This is a genomic window from Hyphomonas sp. (assembly GCF_041398385.1).
GTDB lineage: Bacteria > Pseudomonadota > Alphaproteobacteria > Caulobacterales > Hyphomonadaceae > Hyphomonas.
In genome coordinates this window covers 343,836-355,582 of record NZ_JAWKUW010000001.1, presented here as the reverse complement: position 1 = coordinate 355,582, position 11,747 = coordinate 343,836, and the positions used below count along the sequence as shown (strand labels likewise).

The 11,747-nt window shown below is 64.8% G+C and carries 11 protein-coding genes; 6 read left to right on the top strand and 5 right to left on the bottom strand.

Going from position 1 to position 11,747, the window contains the following annotated elements; translation table 11 throughout:
- The first annotated feature begins 4 nt into the window (after positions 1-4).
- Entirely contained in the window at positions 5-778 is a 774-nt protein-coding gene (locus tag R3C13_RS01685) for an SDR family NAD(P)-dependent oxidoreductase (RefSeq protein ID WP_371309058.1), read from the top strand.
- Between the two features lie 25 nt (positions 779-803).
- Here the strand turns inward: R3C13_RS01685 and R3C13_RS01680 are convergent, their stop codons facing one another.
- The gene (locus R3C13_RS01680) at positions 804-1,163 is read right to left on the bottom strand and encodes a cytochrome c (RefSeq protein WP_371309057.1); all 360 of its coding nucleotides are present in this window, start codon (positions 1,161-1,163) and stop codon (positions 804-806) included.
- Positions 1,164-1,231: 68 nt separating this feature from the next.
- Positions 1,232-1,588 (bottom strand): cytochrome c, encoded by a 357-nt coding sequence (locus R3C13_RS01675; RefSeq protein ID WP_371309056.1) that lies wholly within the window; start codon positions 1,586-1,588, stop codon positions 1,232-1,234.
- 844 nt (positions 1,589-2,432) lie between these two features.
- On the opposite strand from R3C13_RS01675, the gene R3C13_RS01670 reads away from it, so the two are divergent.
- Positions 2,433-3,311, top strand: a complete 879-nt coding sequence (locus R3C13_RS01670; protein WP_371309055.1) for a DUF1499 domain-containing protein — start codon at positions 2,433-2,435, stop codon at positions 3,309-3,311.
- Between the two features lie 93 nt (positions 3,312-3,404).
- Entirely contained in the window at positions 3,405-4,862 is a 1,458-nt protein-coding gene (locus R3C13_RS01665; protein WP_371309054.1) for an AAA family ATPase, read from the top strand.
- On the opposite strand, the gene R3C13_RS01660 is transcribed toward R3C13_RS01665, so the two are convergent.
- Together R3C13_RS01660 and R3C13_RS01655 are read right to left on the bottom strand one after the other, a co-directional pair.
- Positions 4,859-5,770 (bottom strand): ABC transporter permease subunit, encoded by a 912-nt coding sequence (locus tag R3C13_RS01660; protein WP_371309053.1) that lies wholly within the window; start codon positions 5,768-5,770, stop codon positions 4,859-4,861. The genes R3C13_RS01665 and R3C13_RS01660 overlap by 4 nt on opposite strands.
- Positions 5,770-6,741 carry an ABC transporter permease gene (locus R3C13_RS01655; RefSeq protein ID WP_371309052.1) on the bottom strand — a complete coding sequence of 324 codons (972 nt, stop codon included), beginning with the start codon at positions 6,739-6,741 and terminating at the stop codon, positions 5,770-5,772. Before R3C13_RS01655 ends, R3C13_RS01660 begins: the two co-directional genes overlap by 1 nt.
- Before the next feature lie 129 nt (positions 6,742-6,870).
- Here R3C13_RS01655 and R3C13_RS01650 point away from each other — a divergent pair, with 129 nt between their 5' ends.
- The 3 genes from R3C13_RS01650 (at position 6,871) to R3C13_RS01640 (ending at position 9,297) form a co-directional block, all read left to right on the top strand.
- Positions 6,871-7,281 (top strand): TIGR01244 family sulfur transferase, encoded by a 411-nt coding sequence (locus R3C13_RS01650; protein WP_371309051.1) that lies wholly within the window; start codon positions 6,871-6,873, stop codon positions 7,279-7,281.
- 132 nt (positions 7,282-7,413) lie between these two features.
- Entirely contained in the window at positions 7,414-8,352 is a 939-nt protein-coding gene (locus R3C13_RS01645; protein ID WP_371309050.1) for a hypothetical protein, read from the top strand.
- 33 nt (positions 8,353-8,385) lie between these two features.
- Positions 8,386-9,297 carry an MBL fold metallo-hydrolase gene (locus R3C13_RS01640; protein WP_371309049.1) on the top strand — a complete coding sequence of 304 codons (912 nt, stop codon included), beginning with the start codon at positions 8,386-8,388 and terminating at the stop codon, positions 9,295-9,297.
- A gap of 3 nt (positions 9,298-9,300) precedes the next feature.
- Here the strand turns inward: R3C13_RS01640 and R3C13_RS01635 are convergent, their stop codons facing one another.
- On the bottom strand, positions 9,301-11,685 hold the full coding sequence (locus R3C13_RS01635; protein ID WP_371309048.1) for a transketolase: 2,385 nt from the start codon (positions 11,683-11,685) through the stop codon (positions 9,301-9,303).
- Between the last annotated feature and the right edge of the window lie 62 nt (positions 11,686-11,747).

Below are 11,747 nucleotides of genomic sequence, written 5' to 3'. Positions count from 1 at the left end.
CGCGATGGATCTCGGACTTTCAGGCAAGGTGGTCTTCGTCGCCGGTGCCAGCCGGGGCATCGGCCTCGGCATCGTCGAGGCGCTGCTGGCCGAAGGCGCGAAAGTGGCCATGGCGGCGCGGGGCGAAGCGGCGCTGGAGGCCGAACGGGCCCGGCTCGCCGGCATTTACGGCGCGGACAAGCTCTGGGCCCGTGCAGGCGACCTGCGCGAAACCGCCACCATCGACGCCATGGTCGAGGCCATCGAGGCGGAGGTCGGCCCGCTCTGGGGCGCGGTCGCCAATGTCGGCCTGCATCCATGCCCGCCGGGCTTCGAGGTGGATGACGCGACCTGGTCTGCCGGCCTCCAGCAGAACCTCGACAGCGCCTTCCGCCTCGCCCGTGTGTCGCTCCGGAAAATGGAGCCGCGCGGCGAGGGCGCGATCCTGATGATCTCGTCCATCGCTGGCCTCGGCGCGCTCGGCACGCCGCTGACCTATGGCACGTCCAAGGCGGCGATGAACCATCTGGCGAAAGAACTCGCGCACATCGCCGGCCCGTCCGGCGTGAGGGTCAATGCGATTGCGCCGGGGAACATCATCTTTCCGGATGGCGACTGGGAGAAACGCTCGACCGGCCCGCGCGCCGATGCGTGGAACCGCTGGATCCGCCGGGAAGTGCCGCTGCAGCGCTTCGGGCGCCCGGACGAGATCGGCTCGGCGGCGGCCTACCTGCTCAGCCCGCTGGCGAGCTTCGTCACCGGCGCCGTTCTGCCGGTCGACGGCGGCCAGACAAGATAGGACGACGAGCCAGGCGGTCGGCGGATTATTCCGTTTCCGGTTCCTGGATGCTGACGATGTAGGACAGCAGCATGTCCGTCTCCATCGGGCTGAACTCGAATTGCGGCATGTCCGGATGGCCGATCTTGATGCCTTCGCGGAAGTCGTCCTTCAGCGCCTCGCTGTCGACATCGCTGAGCAGGTGACGCAGGGCCGGGGCATCGGTACGCACCGCATCGTCAGAGCCCATGCCGTGGCAGCGCGCGCAATGTTCGCCGGCCATCTCTTCGCCCACCACGATCTCTTCGGCCAACGGCATACCGGTGAGGCCGACGGCGTCACCCGGCGCCGTCTCGGCACAGGCTGCCAGGGCGAGGGGCACAAGGGCAATCAACAGGCGGCGCATGAGGCTTCTCCGTCAGGAACCGGCGCAGGATCGCCTGATGCGGCCGCAAACGCAATCGCAGGAAGCTGTCAGCCGTCCGCCGGCGCCGGCTCCTGGATGCTCTTCAGGTAGGTCAGTAGCACATCAGCGCCGAGTGGCCCGAAGATGAATTCCGGCATGTCGGGATGGCCGACTTTCAGGCCCGCCTCGAAATTGGCGTGCAGCGTGTCGGCGTCGTAGCGGTTCAGCACCTGGTTCAGCGGCGGCGTGTCATGGCGCAGGGCCGGCTGGTCGTCGAGCCCGTGGCAATTGGCGCAGAGCGTCGAGGCGATGCCGCGGCCTTCCGAAATCTGCTGCGGCAGCGGCGCTTTCTGGGACTCCCGCACGTCGTGGAACTGGCACCCGGCCATCGCGAGCGGCAGCAGGGCGATCAGGTAACGGTGCATGGCGGTTCCTCCTCTTGTCTGCCCGCGAGGGTCGCGCGCGCAGGGAGGCCGCACAATCCGTTATGCTTCGGAATTGACCCGCGGGCGGCCGCCGGGAAGGTGGGATCCGTCAGGCTTCAATCCCCCTCCCAGCGTCATGCCCGACGGCTGGAAGCCGTCCGGGCACCCATCGCAGAAAGAGTGCCCACGCACGTCATCCTCCGCTGAAGACACAGCAGATGCCGTGAACTGTTGAAGCGTTCAGGGATGGGCCCCCTGACCGCTGCGCGGCCGGGGGTGAGGGCGGCTCAATCCGGCAGGCCGATGCCTCCGCGATATTGTCCGCATCCCTTGCACAGGGGCCGGGCCGGTACCGTTCGGTTTGTGCGGGGGAGGAATGGAGAGAGTGGCGGGGGCTCCGGGGTAACGGCCGGGGATCGCGTCTAGGAAAGCTGGTCCGGCGGAGGAAGTGGAAACACGACCGACAAAGACCGATGACCTCCCCGGCAGATCCGGTTTCGGCTGGGCTGTCCGACCTCGGCCCTGCAAGACGGCCGATGCGATGAGGCGCGCCGGCGGCGATCCGAAATCTCCATCTCCGGCGCGGCGGGCGGTAACGCTCCAACCCGTAGCCTACCTTTTATCACTGGCGGAGCGCCACGGCGCCCGCCGCGCCACGGCCCTTTATCCCCGGATGGCTCCCAGCCAGTCCGGCTTCAAGTGCAGGCTGTCTCTTATCCTCCCCCGCACGCGGGGAGGATAAGGCAGGCGAGGGCTGCAACCTGACAGCCTCGTGATCGGCTCCGGGGGCGACAAGCCGGCAGGCCCGCGCTATGCCAGCACCAACCAACAGGGAGGGCGGCACATGGCCGGTGTTTCAGATCAGTCTCAGAATGGCGGCTGGCGCGGCCGGTTTTCCGCATTCGCGCTCGCCTTCGCCCTGTTCGGCGTTCTGTGGTTCTTCATCGCCGCGGCCGGCACCAAGCTCGGCCTCTGGGACTGGAAGGTCGGCTTCGGACAGCTGACCATGGGCTGGGGCCCGAAGATCGTGCAGACAGCGCTCGGTGTCTCGGTGCTTGCCGTGATCGTGTCGCTGGTGGCGGCGCCGCGCAAGCGGCCTTTCATGCTGGCGCTGGCGGCGCTTCTCGTGTCCGGCCTCTCCCTCGGCCGCCTCTATGCGACCGGCGAGAACGCAAAGCGCCTGCCGCCGCTGCATGACATTCAGACCGACTGGACCAATCCGATCCAGCCAAGCGAGGCCCTCATCGCCGCCCGTGCGGCCAGCGGCGGCTACAACAAGATCGAGGATGCCCCGGTCATCGAGGATGGCGCCAAGGGCCGGTGGCCCGGCATGGAAGGGCGGCTCGTCTCCGAAGTGCAGGAAGAGGCCGAATTCGACCCCGAGACGCAGAAGAAGGAAGTCTCCGCGCCCTATCCGAAGATCGAAACGCTGGTCTATCCCGCCGTCACCGTCGACATGGCCTATGAGGCGGCGCTTGCCACTGTGAAGGCGAAGGGCTGGACCATCGTCACGGCCTCGCCGGAAAGCGGCCACATCGAGGCGACCGAAGCGACCTTCTGGTTCGATTTCAAGGACGACATACTGATCCGTGTGCTGCCGGAAGGCGACCATGGCTCGCGGATTGATGTCCGCTCGGTCAGCCGTGTCGGTCTGTCGGACCTTGGCGCGAATGCCAAGCGGGTAAGTAATCTTCTGGATGATATCGACCAGCTCCTGCGCTAGACTGCGCAGGCATTCACACACGGAGGAGGTCAGCCCATATCGGACGCGGCCACGGAGCAGTCAGACCTGATCGCGGCCTTTGAAACAGGGCGCGTGGACGGCGTGACGCTCGCCGCGCCGCGGATCGACACCCATATCAGCCATGTCTTCCTGACGCAGGACCGCGTCTACAAGATGAAGCGGCCGGTGAAGCTGCCCTTCCTGGATTTCACGACCGTCGCCCTGCGCCACCGGGCCTGCCTTGCCGAACTGGAGGCAAACCGCCTGCTGGCGCCGGGCATGTATCTTGGCGTGGAGCCCATCGTGGCGGCGGGGGGCGGACGCTACCGCATCGGCGGGCCGGGCGAGCCGCTCGACTGGGTGGTGGTGATGAAGCGGTTTGACCAGGCCGACCAGTTCGACGAACTCGCCCGCGCAGGACGCCTGACGCCCGAGTTGATTGATCAGACGGCGGATGTGATCGCGGCAGCGCACGCGGCCGCCGTGCCGGTGCCGACCGCCGGGCATACGGCGGATTATCGCGGCATCATCCGCGAACTGCGTGCGACCGAAATCCATGGCGCGCACCAGATGGACCTCGACCCCGGAGACCCGGCCGTGTTCGATCTTCTGGATGCGGAGCTGGCCCATATCGACCCGCTGATCGAGGCGCGGCGGCGTGCCGGCAAGGTCCACCGCACCCATGCCGACCTGCATTTGCGAAATATCTGCCTGTTTGAAGGCCGGCCGACGCCTTTCGATGCGATGGAATTCGACGTCCACATGGCGACCATCGACCGGCTCTACGATCTTGGTTTCCTGCTGATGGACCTTGTCCGCATGGACCACGGGGCCGACGCCAACCGGCTGATGAACCGCTATTGGGACACATCCGGAGAGGAGGAGGGCGCCTTCCGTGTGCTGCCTTTCTTCATGGCGCTGCGCGCCGTCGTGCGGTTCGCGGTCAGCGTCGAGGAAGGCAAGCTGGGCGATGCGTCGGCCTATCGGCAGCTGGCGCTGAAACTGCTGACGCCGGAGCCGCCGAGGTCTGTGTGCGTCGGCGGCTTGTCAGGCGTCGGCAAGACCACGATTGCCCGCGCCATCGCAGCGCACCTGCCGGGTCCGGCGGGCGGGCGGCTCTTGCGCACCGACGTGCTGCGCAAGCAGGCGCTCGGACAAAACCCGGAAGCGCCGGCCAGGATGCCGGGTGGCCTGTATTCCGAAGTCGGGCGGGCGAGCGTATATGACGTGATGTTCCAACACAGCAATGCAGCACTGGATGCCGGCATCAGCACGGTTCTCGACGCGACGTTCCAGTCCGAGATGATGCGGTTCGAAGGCGCCGCGCATCGCTACCGGCAGCCCACCACCGGCATCTGGCTGGAGGCGCCGCTGGAGGTGCGCCTGGCCCGCATCGCCGGGCGCAGGGGCGATGCTTCCGATGCCGACGCTGAGGTCGCGCGGGCGCAGCAGGAACCGGAAGTTCTGGACAAATTCGGCGGATGGCACCGCGTCGACGCGTCCGGCACAGTCGAGGAAACGATCGCCAATGCGCTGGCGGTGCTGGCCTAGCGGTCTTTCGGGTCGAGCGCGTCGCGCAGGCCGTCGCCGATGAAGTTGAGGCAGAGCAGGGTGACCGCCATCGTCGCGGCCGGCGCAATCAGCATCCAGGGCTTTTCCTCCATCCGGCTCGCGCCATCGGAAATCAAGACGCCGAGCGAGGTCAGCGGCTCGTTCACACCGAGGCCGAGGAAGGAGAGGAAGCTCTCTGCCAGGATCACGACCGGAATGGTCAGCGTCACATAGACTGCGACCGGCCCGATCACGTTCGGCAGGATGTGGCGCAGGATGATGTCCTTGCGTGAGACGCCGGCAGCGCGCGCGGCCTCGATGAATTCCTTGCCCTTGATGGCGAGCGTCTGCCCCCGGACGATCCGCGCCATGGTGAGCCATTCGATGGCGCCGATGGCGGCGAAGATCAGGATGATGTTCCGCTCGAACACGGTCAGCAGCAGGATGACGAAGAAGATGAAGGGCAGGGCATAAAGCACGTCGACAATCCGCATCATGAGATTGTCGGCCCGTCCGCCGAGATAGCCGGCGGTCGCGCCCCAGGTGACACCGATGACAAGGCTGACCGCCGTGGCCACGATGCCGACCGTCAGGGAGATCCTGAGGCCGATCATCAGGCGGGCGAAGAGGTCGCGGCCCTGCAGGTCGGTGCCGAGGATGTGCCAGCCCTCGAAGGTCGGCGCGATGGTGCGCAGGTCTGAAATGGTGCGGTAGTCGTGGACCCACACCATCGGGCCGACAATGGCGACCAGCACCATGAAGCCCAGTACCCACATCGAGATGACCGCAGCCTTGTTGCGCAGGAGGCGCGCGCGGGCATCGTCCCACAGCGAGCGGCCACCGGTGATTGCCTGGCTGACCGCTTCCACGCGGCCCGTCGGATCGAGGATCTGTCCGGTCTCGCCCATCAGTCGTATTTCACTTTCGGATCGAGCACGGCGTAGAGGATGTCCGCAACCAGGTTGAGGATCACGATCAGGCCGGCATAGACGATGATGGCGCCCATCACGAGCGTGTAGTCGCGGTTGAGCGCGCCATTGACGAAATAGGAGCCAAGGCCCGGCAGGCCAAAGACTTTCTCGATCACGACAGAGCCGGTCATAACCCGCGCCATGGCGGGGCCGGCATAGGAAATCAGCGGCAGCAGCGCGGCCGGCAGGGCATGGCGGGCAATCACCTGGCGCTCCGACAGGCCCTTGGAGCGCGCGGTGCGGATATGGTTCGAGCGCATCGTCTCGATGATCGAGGCGCGCATCAGGCGGGAAATGATCGCAATCTGCGGCAGCGCCAGCGTAATCACCGGGAGGGTCATGTTGTGAAGGTTCATGCCGATGTTCGGATACGTCCCGAGGCCGCCCACGGCGAAGATGCCGAGGCCGAGGGAGAAGATCAGGATCAGCACCGGCCCGGTGACGAAGGTCGGGATGGATATCCCGAACATGGCAATCCCCATCACGCCATAATCGGCCGACGAGTTCTGTTTCAGACCCGCAAACACGCCGAGCAAAGTGCCCAAGGTGATCCCGAGCAGCATGGCCAGCGAGCCGATGGTCAGCGAGATCGGCAGGCCGTCGGCGATGAGATCGTTCACGCTCTTGCCGAGCGTCTTGTAGGAGGGGCCGAAATCGCCCTTCACCACGCCGCCGAGATAGTCGAAATACTGCTCGTGCAGGGGCTTGTCGAAGCCGAACTTCGCCGCGATGGACTTTTCGATCGCCGGGGGCAGCTTGCGTTCCCCGTCAAATGGGCCACCGGGCGCCGCGCGCATCATCAGGAAGGCCATGGTGATGATCGCGAGCATGGTGGGGATCGCGATGATCAGCCGGCGGGCGGTGTAGGCCCAAGGAATGCGGCTGAGAGCTCTCTGCAGGGTGGACAAGGGGAGATTTTCCGTCGTTGTTGCAGCACCAGCGCGAAAGCCAACCGCCAAAGCTTGGCAGAACGCACATCCTTCTCTAGCTAGGTATCCAAACCGATCAAGACCGTCTCAACAGACAGGACCGCCGTTATGGCCGATATTCGCCAGGTTACAGACGCCTTTGCCGTCGCGGCCCAGCTTTCCGAGGAGGATGTCGCCGCCATCGCCGCCGCGGGCTTCAAGACGATCCTCTGCAACCGGCCGGACGGCGAGGGCGGCCCGATGCAACCTAAATCTTCGGCCATTCGCGCAAAAGCCGAATCATTGGGTCTGACCTTTGTCGCGCTGCCGTTTTCCGGGGCACCGACTCCCGAAATCGTGAGCCAGATGGCGCATGTCCTGAATGACGCACCCCAGCCCGTTCTCGCCTATTGCCGCACCGGCACGCGCAGCATCACGGCATGGGCTTTAACCCATGCCGGACAGGGGGCTGGAGAGGAAATCGTCGACGCCGCCGCCGGTGCAGGCTATGATCTTTCGAATATCGAGCGGCTCCTGTAAGGGCCATTACTCATGGCGCCCGGTCACACTTGCGCCGCATTAAGTGTGTTGTCAGTGAGTGGCCGGCATGCGAGGCAGGGAATGGGCCGCGATCTGCGCTGAGGCGCCGTTCGCCGTTCAGGAGAGTTCGGAATGACAGACCGGTTATGGCTGACCGATTTCAAATATGAAGACGGCGCGATGCTGGTGAAGAAAACCGGCGCCCGTATTCCGCTGACCCTGTCGCTGGCCAATGACGTCTTCACCTGGTTCAGCTTCTATTTCGCCACCCAGTCCTGGCGCATCTGGCGCCGTATCGAAGGCCACAAGCGCCCGACCATCGCCTTTTATCCCGACAAGCCGCGCCCCTGGTATTTCATCTGGCCGGTGATGCATGTGTCCGGCGCGAAACTCATCGATGATGTCTCGAAGGCCGACATCGTGATGCAGTTCGACGACTCTACCGAAACCAACAACGAGACGCCCGCCGTGAAGCCTGGCGCCCGGCTCGTGAATTTCAACTGCCACGACGTGTCGAAGTCGAAAGTTGCGGCCGCGTTCGAGGCTGCCGCCGGGTATTCCCTCGCTGTCGATCCGACGACCTATACCGGCCGCATGGTCGAGAAGTCTGAGCTGAACGCCGCCCATGACGGGCGCGTGCTGGAAGGCCCGCTCGACGCGCCGGTGCCGGGCAAGACCTATCAGGTTCTGGTCGACAACGAGATCGAAGGCGGGCTGGTGGAAGACCTGCGCTGCTGCCTCGTCAATGGCTCGCCCGTGGTCGTCTTCCGCAAGCGCCGGCCGCTGGAACGCCGCTTCCTCAACGAGAATGTCCAGGTTCTGCTCGACGAGCCTCGCATCTGCTACACGGCCGATGAAATTGCCGTGATCGAACGGTTTGCGAAGGAAATGGGACTGGACTGGGGCGGCATTGATTGCCTACGTGACCGCAATAGCGGAAAGCTCTACATCGTAGATGCAAACAAGACCGACATGGGGCCGCCCGTCGCCCTGAGACTTGGCCAGAAGCTGCGTGCGACACGCAGGATGGCCCAGGCGTTCGGCACCCGGTTTGCACCGAAGCGGCGTTGATTCTTCCGCAGGCTGAACGTTCAGAGGCTGAAGATGGCAATTCCCTATATCAAAGACATCGAGTTCGAATACGGCGTGGTCCAGCAGGTGTCGCCGCTGATCCGCCGCGTGATCGCGAACAATCCGGGCCCGTTCACTTATGTCGGAACCGGCGTCTTCATCGTTGGCCGGGGAGACGTTGCCGTTCTCGATCCCGGTCCGGTCGATGAGGCGCACTTCAGCGCACTGAAAAAGGCACTTGAAGGCGAGCGCGTGACGCATGTGCTGGTAAGCCATGGGCATTCGGATCATTCGCCGCTGGCCCAGCCGCTGGCCGAATGGGCGGGCTGCAAGACCTATGCGAAGAATTGCGGCGTGCCGACCGCCAAGGGCGAACTCGGCAGCGCCGACGATCTCGGCTTCATGCCGGATGTGAAGGTGCGCGATGGCGATGTCATCTCCGGCCCCGGCTGGACGCTGGACGTCATCGAGACGCCGGGACACACCTGTAACCATCTCTGCTTCGGCCTGCGCGAGGAGAATGCCTGCTTCTCCGGCGACCATATCATGGGCTGGTCGACCACCGTGGTCGCGCCGCCGGATGGCGACATGGGCGACTACATGCGCAGCCTCGAAAAGATCCGTGTGATGAATTTCGACGCGCTCTACCCGACGCATGGCGACCCGGTGCGAGGCCAGGATTTCGTCAATCACTTCATCACCGAATATGCCGAGCACCGCCGCGAGCGGGAGCGGGCGATCCTGTATCACCTTGCCAAGGGCGAACACTCGATCCCCAACATGGTCAAGGACATGTACAAGGAGGTCGATAAGCGCCTGCATCCGGCCGCGGCCATGTCGGTGCTCGGGCACATGCTGGAGCTGGTCAAGACCGGCCGCGTTGTGACGCCGGACGCCCAGCCGACCGTCCGTTCGCACTTCGAACTGGTGAAGACCGCAGCCTGACGCCTAACGGGCGCTGAGGTTGATCCTGCGTCCGGCCGACAGGTAATTCGCCGCCGCCACGATGGCATCCGCGTCGATCATGAAGTGACGGTAGAGATCCTCGATCGTGCCGGTCTGGCCGAAATGCTCGACGCCAAGCGGCGCGGTGCGGTGGCCCATGACAGAGCCGATCCAGGCGAGTGTGGCCGGGTGTCCATCCGTCACGGTGATCAGCGTCGCCTCGCGCGGCACGCCGCCCATCAGGCGTTCGATCTGGCTGGTCGCATCCTTGTGGCCGCGCGCGCGGGCGCGCCGCGCTGCGGTCCAGCCGGAATTCAGTCTGTCTGCGGACGTGATGGCCAGCACGCCGATGTCGCGCCGGTCATTGCCGATGCGGCCGGCGGCTTCGATGGCCTCAGGCGCGACACAGCCCTGATAGGCAATCACGACTTCGCAGTTAGGGCCCGGTTCGCGCAGCCAGTAACCGCCATCGACGACACCTTGCCGGAAGTCAGCGTCGTCACGGGCCTTGAGGCCCAGCTGTTCCAGCGGCCGTGTGGTGAGGCGGAGATAGACCGATCCGCCGGTCTCGTCGCGTAACCAGGTGCGCTCGTCCGGATCGTTCTCGCCGCTGCGCTGGAGATAGTCGAAGCTCCAGTCCATGATGATGGAGAGTTCGTCCAGATAGGCCGGTTCGAAACTGACGAGTCCGTCCTGGCTCATGCCGATCAGCTGGGCGCCGATGGACTGGTGCGCGCCGCCTTCCGGGGCAAGCGTCACGCCAGACGGCGTGCCGGCGATGATGAAGCGGGCGTCCTGGTAGCAGGCATAGTTCAACGCATCGAGGCCGCGTGCGACGAACGGATCATAGACAGTGCCGATGGGGATGAGGCGCTCGCCGAACAGCGAGTGCGAGAGGCCCGCCGCGCCGAGCAGGAGAAACAGGTTCATCTCGGCAATGCCAAGCTCGATGTGCTGGCCCTTGGGTGAAAATTGCCATTTCTGCGTCGAGGGGATCTGCTGCTGGCGGAACGTGTCTTCCTTTTCCGTCCGGGCAAAGAGCGACCGGCGGTTCACCCATGGGCCAAGATTGGTCGAAACGGTCACGTCCGGTGACGTTGTGAGGATCCGATCGGCAAGCGGCGTGTCGCCCTTGGCGAGGAAATCCAGGATCTTGCCGAAGCCGGCCTGCGTGGAGAGGACGCGGTCGTCGAGGAAGACGGGGCCGGGGCTTGCGAGCGTGGGCGCGGTGAACCGGCGCGGGCCCGCGGCAAAGAACGGCACCTGGCCGAGGAATTTCTGCAAGCCGGCCGGGTCTGCGACGGTTGCCATCGTGTCCCACTCTGCGCCGTCCGGCACGCCCATACGGGCCTGGAACTCTGCCATCTGGGCCGGGTTCATCAGGCCGGCATGATTGTCCTTGTGGCCCGCCAGCGGCGTGCCCCAGCCCTTGATTGTGTAGGCCAGGAAAACCGTCGGCTGGTCGTCGGCGATGCTGTCGAAGGCTTCGGTCAGCGTTTCGAGGCATTGGCCGCCGAGATTGTTCATCAGGGCGTCGAGCTCTTCGTCGCTGCGCTTCGACAAAAGGGCCGCGACGTCGCCCTGATCGCCGAGATCGTCCATCAGGCGCTTGCGCCAGGCGCCGCCGCCCTGATAGGTCAGCGCCGAATAGTCCGCATTCGGACAGGACTGGATCCAGGCCTTCAGCGCCTCGCCGCCGGGTTCCCCGAAAGCCGCCCGCTGCAATGCGCCGTGGCGCAACAGCACGGTGCGCCAGCCGAACGCCCTGAAGATGGCTTCGATTTTCTCCCACAGGCCCTCATGCACCACGCCATCAAGGCTCTGGCGGTTATAGTCGATGATCCACCAGGTGTTGCGCAGGTCGTGCTTCCAGCATTCCTGCAGGCACTCATAGACATTGCCTTCATCGAGCTCCGCATCGCCGACCAGCGCGACCATGCGGCCGAGTGGACGGCGCTCGGCCCAGTCCTTGGCTTCCAGATAGTCCTGCACCAGCGAGGCAAAGGCCGTTTCGGCAACGCCGAGACCGACGGAGCCGGTGGAAAAGTCCACATCGTCCACGTCCTTGGTGCGGCTGGGGTAAGACTGTGCACCGCCATAGCCGCGGAAGTTCTGCAGCTTTTCCAGCGTCTGGTTGCCCATCAGGTACTGCATGGCATGGAAGACCGGCGAAGCGTGCGGCTTCACGGCAATACGATCTTCCGGACGCAGCGTGTGAAAATAAAGCGCCGTCATGATCGAGACCATCGACGCGCAGGAGGCCTGATGGCCGCCAACCTTTACGGCGCCTTCCGACTTGGGACGCAGATGGTTCGCATTGTGCACCATCCAGGCGGACAGCCAGAGGGCGCGCTGTTCGATGGTTTTCAGATGCGCGAGATCAGTCATGGGTGAGACCCGTGAATTAGTTACATATGCAACCAGTCACATGGCACAGCTGACCCGGCCGG

Excerpts from the sequence above, each read along its gene's own strand:
- R3C13_RS01680 (WP_371309057.1), bottom strand. The coding sequence starts at position 1,163 with ATGCGCCGCCTGTTGATTGCCCTTGTGCCCCTCGCCCTGGCAGCCTGT.
- R3C13_RS01640 (WP_371309049.1), top strand. The coding sequence starts at position 8,386 with ATGGCAATTCCCTATATCAAAGACATCGAGTTCGAATACGGCGTGGTC.
- R3C13_RS01650 (WP_371309051.1), top strand. The coding sequence starts at position 6,871 with ATGGCCGATATTCGCCAGGTTACAGACGCCTTTGCCGTCGCGGCCCAG.
- R3C13_RS01660 (WP_371309053.1), bottom strand. The coding sequence starts at position 5,770 with ATGGGCGAGACCGGACAGATCCTCGATCCGACGGGCCGCGTGGAAGCG.
- R3C13_RS01635 (WP_371309048.1), bottom strand. The coding sequence starts at position 11,685 with ATGACTGATCTCGCGCATCTGAAAACCATCGAACAGCGCGCCCTCTGG.
- R3C13_RS01645 (WP_371309050.1), top strand. The coding sequence starts at position 7,414 with ATGACAGACCGGTTATGGCTGACCGATTTCAAATATGAAGACGGCGCG.
- R3C13_RS01670 (WP_371309055.1), top strand. The coding sequence starts at position 2,433 with ATGGCCGGTGTTTCAGATCAGTCTCAGAATGGCGGCTGGCGCGGCCGG.
- R3C13_RS01675 (WP_371309056.1), bottom strand. The coding sequence starts at position 1,588 with ATGCACCGTTACCTGATCGCCCTGCTGCCGCTCGCGATGGCCGGGTGC.
- R3C13_RS01685 (WP_371309058.1), top strand. The coding sequence starts at position 5 with ATGGATCTCGGACTTTCAGGCAAGGTGGTCTTCGTCGCCGGTGCCAGC.